Annotated in this window: 22 protein-coding genes; 10 read left to right on the top strand and 12 right to left on the bottom strand. The window is 63.1% G+C overall.

Translation table 11 applies throughout. The features are described from left to right. Positions 1–134: 134 nt before the first annotated feature. Positions 135–1,607 carry a UDP-N-acetylmuramate:L-alanyl-gamma-D-glutamyl-meso-diaminopimelate ligase gene (mpl, locus tag AC3WS7_RS07785; protein ID WP_492655945.1) on the top strand — a complete coding sequence of 491 codons (1,473 nt, stop codon included), beginning with the start codon at positions 135–137 and terminating at the stop codon, positions 1,605–1,607. Between the two features lie 148 nt (positions 1,608–1,755). Further along, positions 1,756–2,244: a hypothetical protein gene (locus AC3WS7_RS07780; protein WP_492655944.1), complete on the top strand. Its 489-nt coding sequence runs from the start codon at positions 1,756–1,758 to the stop codon at positions 2,242–2,244. 7 nt (positions 2,245–2,251) lie between these two features. Here the strand turns inward: AC3WS7_RS07780 and AC3WS7_RS07775 are convergent, their stop codons facing one another. The 4 genes from AC3WS7_RS07775 to rodA form a co-directional block, all read right to left on the bottom strand. Continuing rightward, positions 2,252–3,382, bottom strand: a complete 1,131-nt coding sequence (locus AC3WS7_RS07775) for a 3-deoxy-7-phosphoheptulonate synthase (RefSeq protein WP_492655943.1) — start codon at positions 3,380–3,382, stop codon at positions 2,252–2,254. A gap of 218 nt (positions 3,383–3,600) precedes the next feature. Further along, a complete protein-coding gene (gene tldD / locus AC3WS7_RS07770; RefSeq protein ID WP_492655942.1) occupies positions 3,601–5,061 on the bottom strand; it encodes a metalloprotease TldD in 1,461 nt (486 codons plus the stop codon). After that, positions 5,058–5,936 (bottom strand): NAD(P)-dependent oxidoreductase, encoded by an 879-nt coding sequence (locus AC3WS7_RS07765; RefSeq protein ID WP_492655941.1) that lies wholly within the window; start codon positions 5,934–5,936, stop codon positions 5,058–5,060. Before AC3WS7_RS07765 ends, tldD begins: the two co-directional genes overlap by 4 nt. Then, complete coding sequence (rodA, locus tag AC3WS7_RS07760; protein WP_296467335.1) at positions 5,933–7,087, bottom strand: rod shape-determining protein RodA; 1,155 nt, start codon at positions 7,085–7,087, stop codon at positions 5,933–5,935. The genes AC3WS7_RS07765 and rodA overlap by 4 nt, the downstream gene beginning before the upstream one ends. A gap of 36 nt (positions 7,088–7,123) precedes the next feature. Between rodA and AC3WS7_RS07755 the strand changes: the two genes are divergently transcribed. The 8 genes from AC3WS7_RS07755 to AC3WS7_RS07720 all read left to right on the top strand — a co-directional run bounded on the left by AC3WS7_RS07755 (position 7,124) and on the right by AC3WS7_RS07720 (position 14,714). Next, positions 7,124–7,729 (top strand): YqiA/YcfP family alpha/beta fold hydrolase, encoded by a 606-nt coding sequence (locus AC3WS7_RS07755; RefSeq protein ID WP_492655940.1) that lies wholly within the window; start codon positions 7,124–7,126, stop codon positions 7,727–7,729. A 48-nt stretch (positions 7,730–7,777) separates the two neighbouring features. Then, entirely contained in the window at positions 7,778–9,841 is a 2,064-nt protein-coding gene (locus tag AC3WS7_RS07750) for a ribonuclease catalytic domain-containing protein (RefSeq protein ID WP_492655939.1), read from the top strand. Further along, positions 9,838–10,698 (top strand): energy transducer TonB, encoded by an 861-nt coding sequence (locus AC3WS7_RS07745; protein ID WP_492655938.1) that lies wholly within the window; start codon positions 9,838–9,840, stop codon positions 10,696–10,698. The genes AC3WS7_RS07750 and AC3WS7_RS07745 overlap by 4 nt, the downstream gene beginning before the upstream one ends. After that, complete coding sequence (gene mtgA / locus AC3WS7_RS07740) at positions 10,695–11,411, top strand: monofunctional biosynthetic peptidoglycan transglycosylase (RefSeq protein ID WP_296467343.1); 717 nt, start codon at positions 10,695–10,697, stop codon at positions 11,409–11,411. The genes AC3WS7_RS07745 and mtgA overlap by 4 nt, the downstream gene beginning before the upstream one ends. Positions 11,412–11,676: 265 nt before the next feature. Continuing rightward, a complete protein-coding gene (locus tag AC3WS7_RS07735) occupies positions 11,677–12,288 on the top strand; it encodes a lysophospholipid acyltransferase family protein (protein ID WP_492655937.1) in 612 nt (203 codons plus the stop codon). A gap of 9 nt (positions 12,289–12,297) precedes the next feature. After that, positions 12,298–13,287, top strand: a complete 990-nt coding sequence (locus AC3WS7_RS07730) for a phosphatidate cytidylyltransferase (RefSeq protein WP_492655936.1) — start codon at positions 12,298–12,300, stop codon at positions 13,285–13,287. Positions 13,288–13,327: 40 nt separating this feature from the next. Beyond that, entirely contained in the window at positions 13,328–13,876 is a 549-nt protein-coding gene (ruvC, locus tag AC3WS7_RS07725) for a crossover junction endodeoxyribonuclease RuvC (RefSeq protein ID WP_492655935.1), read from the top strand. A 67-nt stretch (positions 13,877–13,943) separates the two neighbouring features. Next, complete coding sequence (locus tag AC3WS7_RS07720) at positions 13,944–14,714, top strand: substrate-binding periplasmic protein (protein ID WP_296467355.1); 771 nt, start codon at positions 13,944–13,946, stop codon at positions 14,712–14,714. On the opposite strand, the gene AC3WS7_RS07715 is transcribed toward AC3WS7_RS07720, so the two are convergent. The 8 genes from AC3WS7_RS07715 to AC3WS7_RS07680 all read right to left on the bottom strand — a co-directional run bounded on the left by AC3WS7_RS07715 (position 14,711) and on the right by AC3WS7_RS07680 (position 22,429). Continuing rightward, on the bottom strand, positions 14,711–15,010 hold the full coding sequence (locus tag AC3WS7_RS07715; RefSeq protein ID WP_296467360.1) for a flagellar basal body protein: 300 nt from the start codon (positions 15,008–15,010) through the stop codon (positions 14,711–14,713). The genes AC3WS7_RS07720 and AC3WS7_RS07715 overlap by 4 nt on opposite strands. A gap of 64 nt (positions 15,011–15,074) precedes the next feature. Continuing rightward, positions 15,075–16,640 carry a methyl-accepting chemotaxis protein gene (locus AC3WS7_RS07710; RefSeq protein ID WP_363708587.1) on the bottom strand — a complete coding sequence of 522 codons (1,566 nt, stop codon included), beginning with the start codon at positions 16,638–16,640 and terminating at the stop codon, positions 15,075–15,077. Positions 16,641–16,770: 130 nt separating this feature from the next. Continuing rightward, positions 16,771–16,947, bottom strand: a complete 177-nt coding sequence (locus AC3WS7_RS07705; protein WP_296467365.1) for a hypothetical protein — start codon at positions 16,945–16,947, stop codon at positions 16,771–16,773. Between the two features lie 78 nt (positions 16,948–17,025). Continuing rightward, positions 17,026–17,949, bottom strand: a complete 924-nt coding sequence (lpxC, locus tag AC3WS7_RS07700; RefSeq protein WP_296467368.1) for a UDP-3-O-acyl-N-acetylglucosamine deacetylase — start codon at positions 17,947–17,949, stop codon at positions 17,026–17,028. 44 nt (positions 17,950–17,993) lie between these two features. Beyond that, positions 17,994–19,235: a cell division protein FtsZ gene (ftsZ, locus tag AC3WS7_RS07695; protein ID WP_296467371.1), complete on the bottom strand. Its 1,242-nt coding sequence runs from the start codon at positions 19,233–19,235 to the stop codon at positions 17,994–17,996. Between the two features lie 203 nt (positions 19,236–19,438). After that, positions 19,439–20,668, bottom strand: coding sequence for a cell division protein FtsA (gene ftsA / locus AC3WS7_RS07690; RefSeq protein WP_105262096.1), 1,230 nt, complete (start codon positions 20,666–20,668; stop codon positions 19,439–19,441). Between the two features lie 25 nt (positions 20,669–20,693). Then, positions 20,694–21,479 carry a cell division protein FtsQ/DivIB gene (locus AC3WS7_RS07685; RefSeq protein WP_296467377.1) on the bottom strand — a complete coding sequence of 262 codons (786 nt, stop codon included), beginning with the start codon at positions 21,477–21,479 and terminating at the stop codon, positions 20,694–20,696. After that, positions 21,476–22,429 carry a D-alanine--D-alanine ligase gene (locus AC3WS7_RS07680; protein WP_296467380.1) on the bottom strand — a complete coding sequence of 318 codons (954 nt, stop codon included), beginning with the start codon at positions 22,427–22,429 and terminating at the stop codon, positions 21,476–21,478. The genes AC3WS7_RS07685 and AC3WS7_RS07680 overlap by 4 nt, the downstream gene beginning before the upstream one ends. Positions 22,430–22,434 lie beyond the last annotated feature (5 nt).

Below are 22,434 nucleotides of genomic sequence, written 5' to 3'. Positions count from 1 at the left end.
GTGCCGCGGGCAGCAGCCCTTGGTGCAAGGCGGGACATGCTGCAATTTTGATAGCTGCTAGCGCAGATAACACGAGGGCTAGAGGCCTAAAAGACTTAAAAAATCAGACCGCTATCGACACGTAAAATACACCCATGCATATTCATATTCTTGGTATTTGTGGCACCTTCATGGGCGGCTTGGCCGCCTTGGCACGCGAAGCAGGCCACCGCGTCACCGGCTGCGACGCGGGCGTTTATCCCCCCATGAGCGACCAGCTGCGCGCCTTGGGCATTGAACTGATCGAGGGCTTTGGCGCCGACCAGATGGCGCTCAAGCCCGACATGTTTGTCATCGGCAACGTGGTGAGCCGTGTGCACCTGGCCGACGGCACGCCCAAATTCCCGCTCATGGAAGCGATTCTGGACGCCGGCGCGCCGTACACCAGCGGCCCGCAGTGGCTGGCTGAGCACGTGCTGCAGGGCCGCCATGTGCTGGCCGTGGCCGGCACCCATGGCAAAACCACCACCACCGCCATACTGAGCTGGATTCTGGAAAGCGCCGGCCTGCAACCCGGCTTCCTGGTCGGTGGCGTCCCCATGAACTTCGGCATCTCTGCGCGCCTGGGAGGCGGGACGGCACCGGGCTCTGCTCCGTGTCCCCCGCCCGCTTTGCGGGCTCCTCCTTTACCTACGCAGAACCCGGTGCCGTCCCACCTCCCTGTTTTTGTGATTGAAGCCGACGAATACGACACCGCCTTCTTCGACAAACGCAGCAAGTTTGTGCACTACCGCCCGCGCACGGCTGTGCTCAACAACCTGGAATTCGACCACGCCGACATCTTTGACGACCTGGCCGCCATCGAACGCCAGTTCCACCACCTGGTGCGCACTGTGCCCAGCACCGGTCGCGTGGTGGTGAATGGTCTGGAAGAAAGCCTGACCCGCGTCCTGCACCAGGGCTGCTGGAGCGAGGTGCGCAGCTTCGGCACCGCAGTGAGCGACTTCACCGCCGTGGGCGAGCCACATGACTTTGCCGTGCATTACCAAGGCACACCAGTGGCCCAGGTGCAATGGGCGCTGGGCGGCGTGCACAACCAGCTCAACGCGCTGGCCGCCATCGCCGCCGCCGAGCATGTGGGCGTGAGCCCCGCCGTGGCGGCCAAGGCGCTGGCCAGTTTTGAAAATGTGAAACGCCGCATGGAAGTACGCGGCCAGGTTACCTTGCGCAGCGGCGGTGAGCCCATCACCGTGTACGACGACTTTGCGCACCACCCGACCGCCATCCACACCACCGTCAACGGCCTGCGCCGCAAGGTGGGCGCGGCGCGCATTCTGGCGGTGTTTGAACCTCGCTCCAACACCATGAAACTGGGGGCGATGAAGGCCCAGCTGCCCTGGAGTTTGGAAGAGACCGACCAGGCTTTTTGCCACAGCGGTGGCCTGGGTTGGGATGCGGCCGACGCACTGCGGCCCATGGGCACACGCGCCGTGGTGTCAGACGCGATTGAGGACCTGGCCCGCCAGGTGGTGGCGCAAGCCCGGCCAGGCGACCACATCTTGTGCATGAGCAATGGCGGTTTTGGCGGCATCCATGCCAAGCTGCTGGATTTGCTACAAAAACAATAGCTGCTTGCGCAAGCAGAACGGTGGAACTCCTCCGTTTTGCCGATGGATTTGCGGGAATACCCTGAGCGTGGACCGTGGAGATGCACTAAAAAAGAACGACCGTGCCCGCTAAGATGCATGGACGCGACAGCCGCTTTTTCCGCACACCATGTCCACCGCAGCCAAGCCCAAGAAGCGCAGCACCAGCCAGGTCAAGACATCCCAATTCACCCCGCATGGCGTGGTGGACATCTGGATGGAAGGTCGCCTGATGCACTACGAGGCGACCGGCCCGTTTAACACCGAGCTGGTGGACTGCCTGGCCATCGCCCAGCGCGACTTCCTGCTGGCCACCCGGCCCCAAGGCGACTGGGTCAGCGTATGCACCATGGTCGGCAATGCCATGACGAGCCCCGACGGCATTGCACGCTACGCGCAGATCATGGCAGCGCCCAAGCCCGACAACATGATCCCCGTGGCTACGGCGTTTGTCATAGGGCCAGAGGTGGAAGGCGGCCGCATCATGGCGCCGCTGTACACGCAGATCTACCTGGATATTGGCCGTCCGTTCCAGATTTTTGCAACCATGGCCGCCGCCCAAGCCTGGGCCGACGCCATGATTGATCAGGCTGGCACGGACAAGTCCGTACCGGCCTGATCCCGGCTTATTTCAGCGCGCGGCGCGCCTGCACGGCAGCCGACAAGACCTCCAGCGACGCAATGGAATCGTCCCAGCCCAGGCAGGCGTCGGTAATGCTCTTGCCGTATTCCAGCTTGGACGAGTCGTCCTTGCCGGGCGTGAACTTCTGGGCGCCAGCATTCAGGTGGCTTTCCACCATCACGCCGAAAATGCTGGTCGATCCACCCGAAATCTGCCCTGCAATGTCCTTGGCCACATCCAGTTGCTTCTCGTGCTGCTTGCTGCTGTTGGCGTGGCTGCAGTCCACCATCAGGGTCTGGGGCAGCTTGGCCTTGGCCAGGTCCGCACAGGCTGCTGCCACGTTGGCGGCGTCGTAGTTGGGCGTCTTGCCGCCGCGCAAGATCACGTGGCAGTCCGGGTTGCCATTGGTTTGCACAATCGCCACTTGGCCGTTTTTGTGGACCGACAGGAAGTGGTGCCCCCCCGCTGCGGCCTGGATCGCGTCGGTGGCGATCTTGATGTTGCCGTCCGTGCCATTCTTGAACCCAATGGGCGCCGAAATGCCCGAGGCCAGCTCGCGGTGCACCTGGCTCTCGGTGGTACGCGCACCAATGGCGCCCCAGGAGATCAGGTCGCCCAGGTACTGCGGGGAAATCACGTCCAGGAACTCGCTGCCGGCAGGCAGCCCCAGGCGGTTGATCTCGATGAGCAACTGGCGCGCAATGCGCAGGCCCTCATCGATGCGGAAGCTTTCGTCCAAGTAGGGGTCGTTGATCAGGCCCTTCCAGCCCACGGTGGTGCGGGGCTTCTCGAAGTACACACGCATCACGATCTCCAGTGTGTCTTTGTACTTCTCGCGCTCCACTTTCAGGCGGCGGGCGTAGTCCAGCGCAGCGGCAGGGTCGTGGATGGAGCAAGGTCCGATGATGACCAGCAAGCGGTCGTCGGTACCGGCCATGATGGCCTGGATGGCACCACGCGTGTCGCTGATCAGGGTCTCCACCGCGCTGCCGCGGATGGGAAAGAAGCGGATGAGGTGCTCAGGAGGGGGCAACACGGTAATGTCCTTGATGCGTTCGTCGTCGGTTTTGCTGGTGCGGTCGGCGGGTTGGGATTGGCCATACCAGTCACCGGTAGCCGTTGCGTGTGCATTCATGGGTCGCTCCTGAGGTCAAAGTTGAATAAAAAAAAGGCATAAAAAAACCGCCGGGGGTGCCGGCGGTTTTTGGGAAGATTCAGGACGTTTCTTTTGGGTACGTTCAGATCTCTCGACCGCCGGATGCGCGTGAGAACCAAAAGTAGCTAAAAAAGAAACGTGCTGAATGCATGGCTTCAATGTAGCACAGGTTGAAAACAGCTAGCTGACAGCCCGGCTCAGGCCGTGCCGCCTACGGTCAGTCCGTCAATGCGCAGGGTGGGCTGGCCCACGCCCACGGGCACGCTCTGGCCCTCTTTGCCACAGGTGCCCACACCGCTGTCGAGCTTCATGTCGTTGCCGATCATGGAGACACGTTTCAGGCATTCCGGGCCACTGCCCACAATGGTGGCGCCCTTGACCGGGTACTGGATCTTGCCGTTCTCCACCCAGTAGGCTTCAGACGCGCTGAACACGAACTTGCCGCTGGTGATGTCGACCTGGCCACCGCCAAAGTTGACTGCGTACAAGCCCTTCTTGATGCTCTTGACGATTTCCTGCGGGTCTTTGTCGCCCCCCAACATGTAGGTGTTGGTCATGCGCGGCATCGGCACGTGGGCGTAGCTTTCGCGCCGGCCGTTGCCGGTGGGCTTCACACCCATCAGCCGGGCGTTCATGTTGTCCTGGATGTAACCCTTGAGGATGCCATCCTCGATGAGCACGGTCTTCTGGCTGGCATTGCCCTCGTCGTCCACATTGAGCGAACCACGGCGGTCGGCAATGGTGCCGTCGTCCAGCACGGTCACGCCCTTGGCCGCCACGCGCTGGCCAATGCGGCCGCTGAAGGCGCTGCTGCCCTTGCGGTTGAAGTCACCTTCCAGCCCGTGGCCAATGGCTTCGTGCAGCAGGATGCCGGGCCAGCCGGAACCCAGCACCACGGTCATCTCGCCAGCCGGCGCGGGGCGCGCATCCAGGTTGGTCAGCGCCGCGTGCACGGCCTGGTTCACATACTCTTCAATCTGCGCGTCGGTGAAATAGGCCAAACCAAAACGGCCGCCGCCGCCGCTGGAGCCGACTTCGCGGCGGCCCTTTTGCTCGGCGATCACGGTGACGCTGAGGCGTACCAGCGGGCGCACATCGGCGGCCAGCGTGCCGTCGGCCCGCGCCACCATCACCACGTCGTATTCGCTGGCCAGGCCGGCCATCACCTGGATGATGCGCGGGTCTTTGGCACGCGCCAGTTTTTCCACCCTGCCCAGCAGTTCCACCTTGGTGGTGCTGTCCAGCGTGGCAATGGGGTCCACGCCGGCGTAGAGCTTGCGGCTGCCGGCAATCTTGGTGCTGGCAGCCTTGGTGCGCTTGGACTGGGCCGCGCTGGAAATGGTGCGCACGGTGCGGGCCGCGTCCAGCAGACTGGCTTCGGAAATATCGTCGGAGTAGGCAAAGGCGGTTTTCTCGCCACTGACCGCCCGTACGCCCACGCCCTGGTCGATGCTGAAGGAGCCGGTCTTCACAATGCCCTCTTCCAGGCTCCAGCCTTCGGAACGCGTGTACTGGAAGTAGAGGTCCGCCTCGTCCACCTGGTGCGCCTTGATTTCGTTCAAGGCCTTGGTGAGATGGCTCTCGTCCAGCCCAAACGGGGTCAGCAGCAGGGACTTGGCCGTGGCCAAGCGCTCAATGGTGGGTTCGCGAGAGATCATTCGGCCATTTTAGGCCGCTGCAGGAATGCCAGCAGGGCGCCATCATCCAGCCCTTCCAACCCTGCGGCTACTGCGGCGGCAAACACCGCGCTGGCCTGGGCCCCCAGGGGGCCGGCAAAGCCCGCGTGCGCAGCTGCCTCTTGGGCCAGCCGTGTGTCCTTGGCCAATAGCGTCATGTGCGCACGCGGCGCCAAGTCGCCCGCAATGGCGCGGCGCATGCGGTCGCTGCCAATCCAGCTCTGGCCGCTGGACTGCTCCACCACGTCCAGCGTGCGGTTCAGGTCCAGCCCCATGCGGCTGGCCAGCGCCATCACCTCGGCTGCGCCCACCAGGTTGATGCCCGCCAGCAGGTTGTTGACGAGTTTGGTGCGCGCGCCGTCGCCCACGCGCTGGCTGATGCGAAACACCTTGCCCGAGAGTGCGTCCAGCAGCGGCTGCACGCGCGCCACCACGGCGTCTTCGCCGGCCACCATCAGGCTCATGCTGCCGTCACGCGCCCGCACCGGGCCGCCGGACATGGGGGCATCGACGGTGTGGATGCCGGACTCGGCCAACCGGGCGGCAATGGCCTCCACGTCTTGTGGCGCAATGGTGGGGCACAGCACCACCACGTGGCCCGCAGGCAGCTGCGGCGCCAGGCCCTGGGGGCCAAACAACACGTCTCGGGTCTGCGCCGCATCCACCACACAGACAATAGTTGCTATAGATTCAGTAGCTGCTTGCGCAATATCCACGGTGGCTAGAGCACCGAAAGACACCAAATCCCGCACCTTGACAGCATCCACATCGTGGACCCAGGGCGCCCAACCCAGGCTGCACAGACGCTGCGCCATGGCACCGCCCATATTGCCCACACCAACCAATCCGACGTTCACGATTGCACCAACCGTTTGGAGTTGGCAATGGACATCAGGATGCCCAGCGCCAGCCCCAGCGTCACCATGGCGGTGCCGCCATAACTGATAAAGGGCAGCGGCACGCCCACCACGGGCAGGATGCCGCTGACCATGCCCATGTTCACAAAGGCGTAGGTGAAGAAAATCATGGTCACCGCCCCGGCCAGCAGGCGCGAAAACAGCGTGGGCGCCTCCAGCGCAATGGCCAGACCGCGCAGGATCAGGAACACAAAGGCCGCCAACAGGCACAGGTTGCCGATCAGGCCAAACTCTTCGGAGAAGGCCGCAAAAATGAAGTCGGTGGTGCGCTCGGGAATGAACTCCAGATGGGTCTGGGTACCCTTCATGAAGCCCATACCGGTGATGCCGCCGGAGCCAATGGCGATCATGCCCTGGATGATGTGAAAGCCCTTGCCCAGCGGGTCACGCGTGGGGTCCAACAGGGTGCAGATGCGCTGCTGCTGGTAGTCGTGCAGCACCGCCCAGCGCACGCCGTCGGCGCACAGCTGCGGCTCAAACACCACCACCAGCACAATGCCCACCAGCCCAATCGCCACGGGCGGAATCACCAGCTTCCAGCTCATGCCGGCAAAAAAGATCACCGCCAGCCCTGCCGCCAACACCAACAGCGAGGTACCCAGATCCGGCTGGCGCATGATCAGCCCCACCGGCACCAGCAGCAGCAGGCCGGCCACCACAAAGTCCAGCGGGCGCAACTGGCCCTCGCGTTTCTGGAACCACCAGGCCAGCATCAGCGGCATGGCGATCTTGAGGATCTCGCTGGGCTGGATCACGATGCCCACATTCACCCAGCGCCGCGCGCCCTTTTTGGTGATGCCAAACACCGCCACCGCAATCAACAGTGCCACGCCCACCAAATACAGGGGCACGGCCACGGCCATCAGGCGCTGCGGCGGCACCTGAGCCACCACAAACATGATGGTGGCGGCGATCAGCATGTTGCGGCCATGGTCCTCAAAACGGGTCCCATGGTCGAAGCCCGACGAGTACATGGTGAGCATGCCCGCGCAGGCCAGCATGAAGACCGCAAACGCCAGCGGCCCATCAAAACCCGCAAACCAGGGTGCGATGCGCTGGCGCAGGGAGACTTTTCCGAATTGGTAGGACATATAGGTCCGAATTATCCCGCCAACTATCATGGCTGCATGCCCTCCCCCACCTCCAAAACCCCCATAACCCATCTGCTTTACCTGCATGGCTTCCGGTCGTCTCCCCAGTCCACCAAGGCGCGCCAGCTCGCCGCCCACATGGCGGTGCATCACCCCCAGGTGCACTGGTGGTGCCCGCAGCTGCCACCCTCGCCCCGGGCGGCCATGGAGATGCTGCTGGAAGGAATTGCCGGCTGGCCGCGGGAAACCATGGCGGTGGTGGGCTCCAGCTTGGGCGGTTTTTATGCCACCCAGGTGGCAGAACAGACGGGCTGCCGCGCCGTGCTGGTCAACCCCGCGGTGGACCCGGCGCGTGACCTGGCCAAGTACATCGGCGAGCAAACCAGCTGGCACGACCCCGAAGAGCGTTTTTTCTTCCAGCCCGAGTACGTGAACGAGCTGCAGACACTTGCCTGCGGTCCGCTGACCCACCCCGAACGGTATTTGGCCTTCATCGCCAAGGGCGACGAGGTGCTGGACTGGCGCGAAATGCACGCGCGGTATGCCTGCAGCCCCCAGGTGCTGCTGGAGGGCGGCGACCACGCGCTGAGCGACTTTGACACCCACCTGCCCCGCCTGCTGGCCTTTCTGGGACTGGTCTGAAAACGGTCTCCCTGGTCGGTCGCAATTTGCGGGGACAATCTACCCCCTATGTTTGTACTGTTTGAAGAAGCCGGAAAGTTCATGGCCGGTCGTGTGCTGTCAGAGGCGGAAGCCTCTGCACAGGTGGAGCTGGATTCCGGCAAACGCGTCAAGGTCAAGGGCGCCAACATCCTGATCAAGTTCGAGAAGCCCGCACCGGCGGAGCTGATGGCGGCCGCCCAGACCCAGGCGCAAGCCATTGAGCTGGACATGGCCTATGAATTTGCGCCCGATACCGAGTTTGGCTTTGCCGACCTGGCCAAAGACTACTTTTCGGCCAACGCCACGCTGACCGAGCAGGCCGGCATGTTGTTCAAGCTGTTTGACACGCCGCACTACTTCCGCCGCGCCGGCAAGGGCCGTTTCAAGAAAGCCCCGGCCGACATCATTGCGCAGGCCCTGGCCGCGATTGAGAAAAAACGCGTGATTGCCGAGCAGATTGCCCAGTGGGCGATCGACCTGGGCGCAGGCACCTGCCCCGAACCGATCAAGGAGCAGCTCTACAAGATCCTGTTCAAGCCCGACAAAAACGCCCCCGAGTACAAGGCCGTGGTGGAGGCCAGCCGCGCCACGCACACCGCGCCGCTGGAGCTGCTGCAAAAGGCCGGCGCCATTGCCTCGCCCTACCAGTTCCACTGGAAGCGTTTTTTGCTGGAGAACTTTCCCAAAGGCACGGGTTTCCCCGCGATTACCGCACCTGCCATTGCGGACGAGTTGCCACTGGCACCGGTGCAGGCCTACTCGATCGACGATTCACAAACCACGGAAATTGACGATGCGCTGAGCCTGCAAGGCCTGGGCAGCGGCACGGTCACCATCGGCATCCACATTGCTGCGCCCGGCTTGGCCGTGCAGCCCGGCAGCCCCATCGATGTACTGGGCCGCGCGCGCCTGTCCACGGTCTACATGCCGGGCTACAAGGTCACCATGCTGCCCGACGACGTGGTGCAGACCTACACGCTGCAGGAAGGGCGCGACTGCCCGGCTCTGTCGCTGTATGTGACGCTGGACGAAGCGACGCTGGAGATCAAGGCCAGCGAGACCAAGCTGGAACGTGTGCCCATCGCCCACAACCTGCGCCACGACCAGCTCGACGCGGTAGTCACCGAGCCCTGGCTGCTGGACCCCACGTTTGAGCATGAAACAACGCCTCAACCCTTGCCCACTCTGCGCGAGCAGCTATCATTTTTATACCGTTTGGCGCGTGATCTGAAGGCCAAACGCGAGGTGGTGCGCGGCAAACCCGAAACCTTCAACCGGCCGGACTACAACTTCCGCCTGGTGCGCGAGGCCGGTGCCCAAGGCACCGAACCGCAAGGCCATGAAGAAGTGCAAATCAGCATCCGCCAGCGCGGTGCGCCGCTGGACCTGATCGTGGCCGAGGCCATGATCCTGGCCAACAGCACCTGGGGCAACCTGATGGCGGAAATGGGTGTACCCGCCATCTACCGCAGCCAGGCCAGCCTGGCGCCCGGCGTGAAGGTGCGCATGGGTACCAAGGCCCTGCCGCACGCCGGCATTGGCGTCAAAAGCTACGCCTGGGCCACCTCGCCGCTGCGCCGTTACACCGACCTGGTGAACCAGTGGCAGATCATGGCCTGCGCGCGCCACGGCAAGACCGCGGCGCTGGTGGCGCCGTTCAAGCCCAAGGACGCTGAGCTGTTCGCCATCATCTCGGCGTTTGACACGGCCTACAGCGCCTACAACGGCTACCAGGGCGCCATGGAGCGCTTCTGGACCATGCGTTATGTGCAGCAGCACGGCATCACCGAGCTGGTGGCCACGGTGTTCAAGGAGAACATGGTGCGCGCCGACGACATTCCGCTGGTGCTGCCGGTGATGGGCGCGCAGGGCCTGCCGCGCAATGCCAAGGTGCGCATCAAGCTGGGCGAGATGGACCTGATCACACTGGACGTGCATGGCACGGTGGTGGAGCGTCTGGATGTCCCGGCCGAAACCTCGAATGCCGAGGTGGACGAGAGCGAAGACGAGGACGACGTGGCCGGCCCGATTGCGATTGCCGTGGACGTGAACGAAGCGCCCGAGGGCGGCAGCGATAATTCCGCCTCGTGAAGCTGCACAACATCACCACCCTCCAATGGGCGCTGGGCGCCTCGATCGCGGTCCACGCGGTGCTGCTCACCGTGCGTTTTGTGGACCCGGAGGCCTTCAACCGCGTGTTTGAGGACCAGCCGCTGGAAGTGATTCTGGTGAATGCCAAGAGCAACGAGAAGCCCGACAAGGCAACCGCCATCGCACAAACCTCGTTGGCGGGCGGAGGAGAAGCCGAGAAAGGCCGCGCGAGCAGCCCCCTGCCGCCGTCCCTGCTGACCGATGTGGGCGACTCGCTGGAAGAGGAGTCCTCCAAAAAACTGCAAACTCTGCAGGAGCAGCAAAACCTGCTGCTGGCCCAGGTGAAAAACCAGCTGGCCGCCCTGCCCCCGCCCGACCCCAGCCAGGCCGCCAACAAGGCCGAGCAAGCCGAGCGCGAAGAGAAGCGCCGCCAGCTCATCAAGCTGCTGGCTGAAATCGAGCGGCGCATCAACATGGAGAACGCGCGGCCCAAGAAACGCTACATCAGCCCGGCCGTGCGCGAGGAGGTGTATGCGGTGTACTACGACGGCCTGCGCCGCGCGATTGAAGACCGGGGCACCGAGAACTTTCCGCAAAGCGGTGGCAAAAAACTGTATGGCGAGTTGACCATGATCGTCACCGTCAACCACGACGGCCGCGTGATTGATACCGATGTGGTGCAGAGCTCCGGCAACCCGACGCTGGACAAACGTGCCGAAGCGATTGCCCGCACGGCGGGCCCCTTTGGCACCTTCAACGCAGCCATGCGCCGCCAGGCCGACCAGATTCTGGTGGTGTCGCGTTTCAAATTCACCCGTGACGAGACCCTGGAAGCCAAGGTTTCGGCGTCGCAATGAAGAGTCTGTGGCGTTGGATTTGGCTGTGTGCGCTGGCCTTGTTGGCGCTGCAACTCTACTTTGTAGGCCGCATTGCCGCCATGGCCGTGGTGGCCCCGCAAAGCACGGCCTTTGAGCGCTCCGAGGCCTGGCGTGTCACCACCGAGAAGGGCGAGTTGCGCTGGCGCCAGCAGTGGGTGGACTACGCGCAAATCTCCGACCACCTGAAGCGCGCGGTGATTGCGTCAGAGGACGATGGCTTCAGCCAGCACGATGGGGTGGACTGGGAGGCGCTGGAGAAAGCCTGGGCAAAGAATGCCAAGGCTGAGCAGCGCGCCGAGCAAAGAAAAACCACCAAGCCCCCCAAGATCGTGGGCGGCTCCACCATCACACAACAGTTGGCCAAAAATCTGTTTCTCTCAGGCGAGCGCACGCTGATGCGCAAGGGCCAGGAGTTTGTCTTGACGCTGTTGCTGGAGCATTTGCTGAGCAAGCAGCGCATTCTGGAGATTTACCTCAACAGCGTGGAATGGGGCGAAGGCGTGTTTGGCGCCGAGGCTGCGGCCCAGCACTATTTCCGCAAACCGGCCAGCAAGCTCAGTGCCTATGAGGCTGCACGTCTGGCCGTCATGTTGCCGCGCCCCAAGTACTTTGAGAAGGTGCCCAACTCGGGCTATCTGGCCAACCGCGCGGGGACGATTGTGGCGCGTATGCCGGACGCGCAACTGCCTTGAGTTGAAACGTTTACACGGGCTGCGTTTTGTCTTGAGCCCGCAACGGGCCTGGGCAGACCGCCGCCGGAGTCTTGTGCCGCGCTCGCCAAACACCCGGATCCGGTGGGTGGGGTGCTTCGCGCAGTGAGGTCAAGGAGGAGGCCCTGGAGGGCCGGGGGACACGAACGGAGCGAAGTACCCCGCCCGCCGGAGACAGCGAGACAGCGAGACAGCGAGAGAGCAAACCCCAGCATCGGGGTCACAACCCCTAGGTATCATCCCCGCCATGCTAGCCAAGTTGATGAGTTACTTTTTGCTCGGTTTGATCCGGGTGCTAACCGGTGCGCAAGCGCGCTGGCACGGTTGCCCGCCCAAGGCCGAACAGCGCATTTATTTTGCCAACCACCAAAGCCACGCCGACCTGGTGATGATCTGGGCGGCCCTGCCCAAAGAACTGCGCCACATCACCCGCGCCATTGCCGCCAAAGACTACTGGACCAAAACACCGTTCAAGAAGTGGCTCACCACCGAAGTGTTCCATGTCATCTACGTCTCGCGCGACCGCACGGCTGACGAAGACCCGCTGGAGCCACTGATGGAGGCACTCACCAATGGCGACTCCATCATCCTGTTCCCCGAAGGGACACGCGGCCACTTTGAGGAACCGCAGGCCTTCAAGGCCGGGCTCTACAACCTGGCCACCAAGTTCCCCAACGTGGTACTGGTGCCCGCATGGATCAACAATGTGCAGCACGTGTTGCCCAAGGGCGAAGTGGTGCCCGTGCCGGTGCTGTGCTCGGTCACCTTTGGCGCGCCCATGCAGGTGGAGGCGGGGGAAGACCACCGCAACTTCCTGACCCGCGCGCGCAACGCTGTGATCGCCCTGCGCGACGTGTAAGGGGCTTCCATGTATTTTTATCTCAAGAACCTCACGGCCACGCAGCAGATCGGTGCACTGTTCATCATCGTGTTCGGCCTCTTGTTGCTCTCCAGCATCGTGGCCTTTGTGCTGTCGCTGCGCGAATACGGGGATGATGCCGCCGGCGACCTGCGCCGCAAGGAACTCAAAAGCCTGGACGGCGTGATCCGCACCAGCTGGCTCATGATGTTTGTGTTCTGGGTAGGCTGGGTGGCCGGCGACTGGGTGGCACTCACACTGTTTGGCCTGGTGTCCTTCTTCGCGTTGCGTGAATTCCTCACGCTGTCGCCCACGCGCCGGGGCGATCACCGCAGCCTGGTGCTGGCCTTTTTTGTAGTGCTGCCGCTGCAGTACTGGCTGGTGGGCACCGAGCACTTTGACATGTTTGCCGTGTTCATCCCGGTCTATGTATTCCTGGCCCTGCCGTTGACCAGTGCGCTGGCCAATGACCCGCTGCGTTTTCTGGAGCGCAATGCCAAGCTGCAGTGGGGCATCATGGTGTGTATCTACGGCATGAGCCATGTACCCGCGCTGCTGATGTTGAACTTCCCCAGCTACAACAACAAAAACGCCTTCATGGTGTTCTTCTTGGTGCTGGTGGTCCAGACCTGCATGGCCACACAGCACCTGGTCTCACGCAAGCTGCAGCGGGCCCCCGTGGCGCCGGCCATCAGCCAGAGCTTCAACTGGCCGAGTTGGTGGATTGGCATTGCCGTGGCCAGCGTGTTTGGTGCGCTGCTGGCCGGCATCACGCCCTGGGTGCCGGGCACCGCGTTTGCGTTCAGCTTCATTGCGTGTGTGGCGGGCTCCATGGGCCACTTCGTCATGAAAGCCCTCAAACGCGACCGCGGTATCCCGAGCTGGGGACGCGAAGGCAATGGGGTGACCGGCGCCGGAGGCCTGCTGGACCGGGTCGATGCCCTGTGTTTTGCAGCCCCCGTCTTTTTCCACTCGGTTAAGTGGTATTTTGGCCTCTAGCCCTTATGTATGCTGCGCGAGCAGCTCCTAAAACAATAGCATGCGAATTCTCGGCATTGACCCCGGCCTGCGCACCACCGGCTTTGGCGTGGTGGATGTGGTGGGCGCCGACGTGCGCTATGTGGCCAGCGGCACGATAGGCACCCAGCACCTGGACACGCGCGCCCTGCCCGAGCGCCTGAAGGTACTGTTTGACGGCATGGGCGAGGTGGTGCAGCGTTACCAACCCACCTGTGCGTCGATTGAGATCGTGTTCGTCAACGTCAATCCCCAGTCCACACTGCTGCTGGGCCAGGCCCGTGGTGCGCTGATCACGGCACTTGTCAACGCAGGGCTGCCGGTGGCCGAGTACACCGCGCTGCAAATGAAGCAGGCCGTGGCGGGCCACGGCCGTGCGCACAAGGACCAGATCCAGGAAATGGTGAAACGCCTGCTCAGCCTGCCCGGCCTGCCCGGGCCCGATGCCGCCGATGCCCTGGGCCTGGCCATCACCCACGCCCATGCTGGCAAAGCCATGGCCCGCCTGGCGGCGGCGGACAGCATGGGGGGCAATGGCAAGGTGTCTTACCGCGCCGGGCGACAACGTTAATTGATACAAGTCAGCGTCATTAAATAAATTGCAGTTAGCATGAAGGGCCGTGTTTGTCGCTCGCGCCATGTCCCTTCGTCTGATTACCCACTGCCTTTTGTCCTTGCTGGCCAGCGTTGCATGTGGCAGCGTATTCGCCACACCACGGGAAGCCACCAACCAACGATTGGTGGCCTACACCGAGCATTGGCCTCCCTACAACTTTGCAGAGTCGGGCAAAGTACAAGGCATTGCGACCGATGTGTTGCGCGCAGCCTGCGAATTGGCAGAGTTGCAATGCAGCTTTCAGGTCGTGCCCTGGGCACGTGGCTACAAGGTAGTGCGCAGCACCCCCAACACGGTGCTGTACACCACGGCGCGCAAACCCTCGCGGGAGGACCACTTCCTGTGGGTCGGCCCCTTGCTGCCGCGCACCACCTGGGTCTACACACGCAATATCTCGGGTGCGCCCCCGCGTGAAGCCCGAGAGTTGGCGCAATTGCGCATAGGCGTGGTGCGTGAGGAAGCCGCCATGCAGGACCTGCTGGCAGCCGGCGTGCCCAGCAGTGCCATGGTTGAGGAAAGCTCCAACGATGCGGTGTTTCGCATGCTGATGGGGGATTTGGTGCACGCCATGGTAGACACTGAAGTGGGCATGGCCTGGAACCTGCGCAGTGTGGGGCGCCCCGTGGGCAGCGTCACTAAATTGCTCAAACTCAGTGACGATGGGGGCTATTACTTTGCCCTCAACAAGGAGAGCCATCCGCTGATCGCGCGCAAGCTGCAACAGGCGATAGACAAATTGCGCAGCGACGGGCGCTTGGACGCCATCGTCAAAAACTATGAACCGGCACCCTAGGCCTTGATGTCCAGCAAGGCCCCGGCCATCTGATTGCTGGTCTTGAACACTGCGAGGTTCGCAATAAAGCTGTGTTTGGCTTGCAGTTGTGTCACGACATCTGTTTCCAGCGCAGGGCCCGCGACTTCTGCTTGGCGAACTTGCGTGCTCACGCCACCACCTGGCTGCTCGGTCTGCACCGCCTCCTGGCGTTTGAAGCCCTCGGTCGCCAAGTTGGCCACGTTATGGGCACTGGCGTTCAGGGAGGTCTGCGCCGCGTTCATGCCCGACAAGGCAATCGAAGACAAAGAGTTCATGGCGCCATCCTTTGACAAAACAAGGGCTCAGGGGTGATGTGTGATTATCGTGTCGACCTGCGACTTATTCAAGACGGAACACCGACACCACCCGTGCCAGGCTATTGGCCTGTTCCTTGAGGCTGGCCGCCGCCGCCGCACTTTCCTCCACCAGGGCCGAGTTTTGCTGGGTCATCTGGTCCAGTTGGCCCACGGCCTGGTTCACGCCCGAAATGCCCTGGCTTTGTTCTGCCGTGGCACTGCGAATCTCTCCGATCATGTCGTTGACCCGCTGCACGGATCCGACAATTTCCTCCATGGTGCGGCCGGCGTCCCCCACCAGCTGCGTGCCGGCCTCCACCCGCTCCACGGAGGCATTGATCAGCGCCTTGATTTCTTTCGCCGCCTCGGCCGAACGCCCAGCCAGGCTACGCACCTCAGAGGCCACCACGGCAAAGCCACGTCCCTGCTCTCCGGCACGTGCTGCCTCCACCGCGGCATTGAGCGCCAGGATATTGGTCTGGAAGGCAATGCCATCAATCACACTGATGATGTCGCTGATGCGTTTGCTGCTGGCGTTGATCTCTCCCATGGTGTTCACAACTTCCGAGACCACACGACCACCCCGGCTGGCGACCTCGGAAGCGGATGCGGCCAATTGGCTGGCCGTTCCGGCATTGTCGGAGGTCTGTCGAACCGTATCGGTCAGGTCCTCCATCGACGACGCTGTTTGTTGCAAGTTGCTGGCCGTTTGCTCGGTCCGCTGCGACAGGTCTGCATTTCCTTGGGCAATTTCACTGGATGCCGTGGCGATGCTGTCGGTCGCATTGCGCACCTCGGACACCAGCGAACGCAGGGACTGCACCATTTGTGACAAACCACCCACCACACTACCGGCCTTGGCAGGTGGCAAATGGACAGCCAGATTGCCTGCGGCCACCTGGGACATGGCGTGGTAAGCCTCCTGGGGCTCTCCGCCAATCTGGCCCAAAACGGACTTGGCAACCGCGCCACCAATACCGCCAATCACCAACAGCATGACCACCAGCACCGCAACACCGCCCAGCACCTTGCTGCGCACGCTGGCATCCAAATCGTCGGTGTACAAGCCGGACCCCACCATCCAGTTCCATCCGTCCACCTTCATCACGTACTGCAGCTTGGGCACGGGCACGGTCTGCCCGGGTCTGGGGAACATGGTGGGCACAAAAGCACGGCCATTGGGACTTGCCTTGATGGCATTGACGAGCGACACAATGATGTCCGTTCCGGCGCCATCCTTGATCTTGCCGACCATGTTCTGCCCAGCCCATTCAGGCTTGATGGGGTGCATCACCCCAACCCCGTCGAGCGACCAAATGTAGGAGTACTCCGTCTTGCCCTCTGCCCCGCCATATCGGGACAGTCCGACCGCCAGGGCAGCGGCCTTCTGGGCATCCTCCAGCGGCATGGCGCCACTGTCGGCACGCGCCTTGTAGCCCATCACCACGTTGTGCATTGATTGCACGGCGGTGACCAACTGGTCTTGGCGCGCTTGGATGATATTGGTGCGGATGTCGAGCACCGACACCACTGCCATCACGGCAACCGCCAGCAGAGAAGCCGCCACCAACAAGGCGATCTTGAGTTTGAAAGTCAGGCCATGGATCATGGAAGTCTCCTGTCATTGTTGTAGTTAGGGCGCGCTTCAGCGCACCTCCGCTAACAAGATTGCCAGAAACCCATGCCCTTGACCAGCCCCGCCGGACAAACAAAACCGTGCAGACCGAGACCGCGGGACCTCAGGCGACGCGTTCGAGAATCAGTACCGTGAAAAAGCCCCCTGCGGCCAACAGGGTCCATTGGAGGGTCTTCCACCCCCAGCGCAGAAAGCGCGCTTGTCCAGTACCTACATAAAAGGCAAAACAGACCGCCGCTCCCAGCAGGCACAACAGGATCAGCCAGCGAAACAGCAGCATATGCCTAGCCCCCGGTACGTAGCGCGCCCGGCGGGAGCGGGGCAGCGCCCCGTGCACCAGCGACGCGTGGGGGCCATATCACCAGGCCCGCACGGGCTGGGCAAAGCCCACGGGCGCCTGCTTCACGTCTTCGAAGGTGACCACTTCCCAGCACTCGGGGTGGGCCTGCAGTTCGCGCAGCAGCTTGTTGTTGAGCGCATGGCCCGAGCGGCGTGCGCTGTAGGCGGCCAGCAGAGGCTTGCCCACGATGTAGAGGTCGCCCATGGCGTCCAGGATCTTGTGCTTGACGAACTCGTCGTCGTAGCGCAGTCCATCGGCATTGAGCACCTTGTAGTCGTCCATCACGATGGCGTTGTCCAAACCGCCGCCCAGGGCCAGGCCATTGGAGCGCATCATTTCCACGTCTTTGGTGAAGCCAAAGGTGCGGGCGCGTGCAATGTCACGCGAGTACGAGCCCGTGCTCAGGTCAAACTCCACGCGCTGGCCGGTAGAGTCCACGGCGGGATGGTTGAAGTCGATCTCAAAACTGAGCTTGTAGCCGTGGTACGGGTCCAGGCGTGCCCACTTCTCGTTGGCCCCCTCGCCTTCGCGTATTTCCACTGGCTTGGTCAGGCGGATGAAGCGCCGCGGCGCGTTTTGCATCTCGATGCCCGCGCTTTGCAGCAGGAAGACAAACGAGGCAGCGGAGCCATCCAGAATCGGGATCTCTTCGGCCGTGATGTCCACAAACAGGTTATCGACCCCAAGGCCGGCGCAGGCCGACATGAGGTGTTCTACCGTGTGCACCTTGGCGTTGCCGCAGGACAGCGTGGACGCCAGGCGTGTGTCGGTCACCGCCTCGGCCGAGACCACAATGTCCGGCGCATTCGGCAAATCCACCCGGCGAAACACGATGCCCGTATCCGGTGCCGCCGGGCGCAGCGTGATTTCCACACGCTGGCCGCTGTGCAGGCCCACGCCGACGGCGCGGGTCAGGGATTTGAGGGTTCGTTGTTTCAGCACAGGGTAGATTTTACCGGGCAGCCAATTCCACATCGTTCTGACGGTCAGTCCGCTTGCTTGCGCAGGAACGCGGGGATTTCGTAGTCATCCATGCCACCGCTGGACAGCGCGTCGACCTTGGCCGCCGCTTGCGTGCGGTTGGTGCGCCACACGCTGGGCGTGGCCATGCTGCCGTAGTCGGGCTGGCTGGCGACGTGGCCCGTGCCACCCAGGGCCGCTGCCGCGCCGGAGGGCTGGGCAATGGTGTTGAGCGTGGGCACATGGAAAGGCACGTTGTCGGTGCCGGTGCGCAGCACTTGCAGCGGAGGCGCCGTACGGCGTGCACCCTGGCGGCTCAGGCCGGTGGCCACCACCGTCACGCGGATTTCCTCACCCAGCGCGTCATCGTAGGCCGTGCCGTAGATCACATGGGCATCGGGCGACGCGTAGGCGCGGATGGTGTTCATCGCCAGCTTGGACTCGGACAGCTTCAGGCTGCCCTTGGCCGCAGTGATAAGTACCAGCACGCCCTTGGCACCCGACAGGTCGATGCCTTCGAGCAAGGGGCAGGCCACGGCCTGCTCAGCCGCAATGCGTGCACGGTCCGGGCCCTTGGCCACAGCCGTACCCATCATGGCCTTGCCGGGCTCACCCATCACGGTGCGCACGTCTTCGAAGTCGACGTTCACATGGCCGGGCACGTTGATGATTTCGGCAATACCGCCCACGGCGTTTTTCAGCACGTCGTTGGCGTGCGCAAACGCTTCGTCCTGGCTGACGTCGTCGCCCAGCACTTCCAGCAGCTTCTCGTTCAACACCACAATCAGCGAATCCACATTGGCTTCGAGCTCGCTCAGGCCGGCATCGGCATTGCTCATGCGGCGGCCACCTTCGAAGTCGAAAGGCTTGGTCACCACACCCACCGTCAGGATGCCCATTTCCTTGGCCACGCGTGCAATCACGGGCGCGGCGCCAGTACCGGTGCCGCCACCCATGCCGGCAGTGATGAACAACATGTGCGCACCTTCGATGGCGGTGCGGATGTCGGCCTCGGCCTGCTCAGCGGCGTCGCGGCCCTTGTCGGGCTTGCTGCCGGCACCCAGACCGCTACCACCCAGTTGGATGGTCTTGTGTGCGGTACTGCGCGAGAGCGCCTGCGCGTCGGTGTTGGCGCAGATGAATTCCACGCCGCCCACGGCGGTCTGGATCATGTGCTCGACCGCGTTGCCGCCGCCGCCGCCCACGCCGATGACCTTGATTTGGGTGCCTTGGTTGAACGCTTCTTCTTCGATCATTTCGATGGCCATGTTGTTACTCCTGAAAAACTATTTGAATGAATGGGTTGGATTCTGTAAATCTGTGTGGGGGTGCGTATTCATTTATGAAGGCGGACTCCCCCGGGCAAGCCACAAGGCCCCCACGCTTGCTGCTGCGCAAGCGGCGCTGCCCCCCAGGGGGGCCATCACGCCTTGGGGCGGCCCGGCGGCGTTGAATGTCTTGTGTTTCATGGTTAGAAGTTCCCCACGAACCAGTCCTTGACGGAACCGAATGCGGTTTTCATCGAGCCGGCTTTTTGCGCCACCTTGTAGCCGCGCATGCGGGCCAGGCGGGCTTCTTCGAGCAGGCCCATGACGGTGGCTGCACGCGGCTGCGCCACCATGTCCGCCAGCGCACTGTTGTATTTGGGAATGCCGCGGCGCACGGGCTTGAGGAAAATGTCCTCGCCCAGCTCCACCATGCCCGGCATGATGCAGCTGCCACCGGTCAACACAATGCCCGAGGACAGCACTTCTTCGTAGCCCGACTCGCGCATCACCTGGTTCACCAGGCTGAAAATTTCCTCGATGCGCGGCTCAATCACGCCGGCCAGCGCCTGGCGGCTCAGCATGCGCGGGCCGCGGTCGCCCAGACCGGGCACTTCCACCTGCACCTCGGGGTCCACCAGCAGTTGCTTGGCGTGGCCGCTCTCGACCTTGATCTCTTCGGCGTCCTTGGTGGGCGTGCGCAGGGCCATGGCGATGTCGCTGGTGATCAGGTCACCGGCAATCGGAATCACGGCCGTGTGGCGGATGGCGCCGTTGGTGAAGATGGCCACGTCCGTGGTACCGGCGCCAATGTCCACCAGCGCCACGCCCAGTTCGCGCTCGTCTTCGGTCAACACGCTGAGGCTGCTGGCCAGTGGGTTGAGCATCAGCTGCTCCACTTCCAGACCACAGCGGCGCACACATTTGATGATGTTTTCGGCCGCACTTTGCGCACCGGTCACGATATGCACCTTGGCTTCCAGGCGGATGCCGCTCATGCCGATGGGCTCGCGCACGTCCTGGCCGTCGATGATGAATTCCTGCGGCTCCACCAGCAGCAGGCGCTGGTCGGTGGAGATGTTGATGGCCTTGGCGGTTTCCACCACACGGGCCACGTCGGCCTGTGTCACTTCGCGGTCTTTCACCGCCACCATGCCGCTGCTGTTGATGCCGCGGATGTGGCTGCCGGTGATGCCGGTGTAGACGCGGCTGATCTTGCAGTCGGCCATCAGCTCGGCCTCTTTCAGCGCCTGCTGGATGCTGGCCACCGTGGCGTCGATGTTGACCACCACACCACGCTTCAGGCCATTGCTGGGTGCGATGCCCAAACCGGCGAGCTTGAGCTCACCACCGGGCATGACCTCGGCCACCACCGCCATCACCTTGGCGGTGCCAATGTCCAGCCCAACCACCAAATCTTTGTACTCTTTTGCCATATAGGGTCCTGCAATACCTTGTGCGCTACTTTTTCGGGGCATCCGCCGCCAGCGTGCTCACGCCGCGCAGCCGGATGGCATACCCGTTCTCATGGCGCAGGTCTGCCGACTCCACGGCCTGCAGCGGCCGTGCGTAGCGGGAAGTCACCTGCGTCAGGGTTTTCAAAAATCGTTGTGTCCGTGTGTCCACTTCACCCACCGTGCCGCGGCCCAGCTCCAGGCTGGCACCGGTGTCCAGGCGCGCACGCCAACTGCCACGCCCAGTCAGCTCCAATTGCTCCAGTGGTATCTCCATCGTGACGAACTGCGGCTCCAGCGTGCGGTACATGGCCAGCACCTCGGCGCTCTGTCCTTCGGGGCCGTTGAGACGGGGCAGGCTGTCCTGCTCGACCTCACCCACATTGGCCTCGAACACCTCGCCGTGGTTGTTGATCAAGCGCGACTCGGCATCGCCCCCCCAATACGCCACCGCCTGGTGCTCCTGCAAACTCACGTGCAGGCGGTTGGGAAACTCACGCCGCACCACCGCGCGGCGCACCCAAGGCACCGCCTCAAACGCCGAGCGCACACGCGCCAGGTCTACGGTGAAGAAGGTGCCCGCCAGGCTGGGCGCGACATTGGCGCGCAGGGTCAGCGGGTTGTTGTGGTTCATGTCGCCAGACACGCTGATGCCCTGCAGGTCAAACACCGGCAGGCGCGAGACCCAACGCCCCGCGGCCACGATCGCCAAGCCGGCAAACGCCAGGAACAACACCGCAGCGGTGGTGTTCATGAGTTTGACGTCCAGCGGGGTGGCCGCAGCAGAGTTCATTTCGATACGCTCCCATCCGTGCTGGTGCTTTGCAGCAGGCGCACACACAGGTCTTCGTAGCTGATGCCCGCAGCCTTGGCCGACATGGGCACCAGCGAGTGGCCGGTCATGCCAGGCGAGGTGTTGATCTCCAGCAGGTAAGGCGTGCGCGTCTTGGCATCAATCATCACGTCGGCGCGCGCCCAGCCGCGGCAGCCCAGCACCTGGTAGGCCTTGCGGACCAGGGCACGAATCGCCTCCTCCTCGCCATCGGGCAGGCCGGCCGGCACGAGGTACTGCGTCACATCGGTGAAGTACTTGTTCTGGTAGTCGTAGTTGCCTTCGGGCGCCACGATGCGGATCACCGGAAAAGCCTCGGGCGCTTCGTTGGGGCCCAGCACGGGGCAGGTGACCTCGTCGCCCGCAATGAACTGCTCACACAGCACCATGGCGTCGTGTTGCGAGGCCAGTGCGTAAGCCGCATCACACTGCGCGGCCGACATCACCTTGGTGAAGCCAATGCTGGAGCCTTCGCGCGCGGGCTTGACGATCATGGGCGCACCCAATGCCGCAAAAGCGGCGTGGGTTTGCGCGGCGCTGCTGACCTGCTGCCAGGCGGGAGTGGACAGCCCCTCGAAGCGCCAAATGCGCTTGGTCATGACCTTGTCCATGGAGATGGCAGAGGCCATGACGCCGGAGCCCGTGTAGGGAATCCCCAGCAATTCGAGGGCGCCCTGCACCGTGCCGTCTTCGCCAAAGCGGCCATGCAGCGCGATGAAGCAGCGTGCAAAGCCCTCGCGCTTGAGGTCGTCCAGCGGACGCAGGGATGGATCAAACGCATGCGCGTCCACCCCCTTGGACAGCAGGGCCTTGAGCACACCACTGCCGGACATGAGGGACACCTCGCGCTCCGCCGAGGCGCCGCCCATCAGCACCGCCACTTTGCCCAAATTTGAATGATTTTGGCCCATAGCCC

The organism is Rhodoferax sp. EU05-FHT12H12, assembly GCF_058791215.1.
The sequence above is the reverse complement of the archived record's forward strand: the minus strand, read 5'-3'. Positions and strand labels throughout refer to the sequence as shown.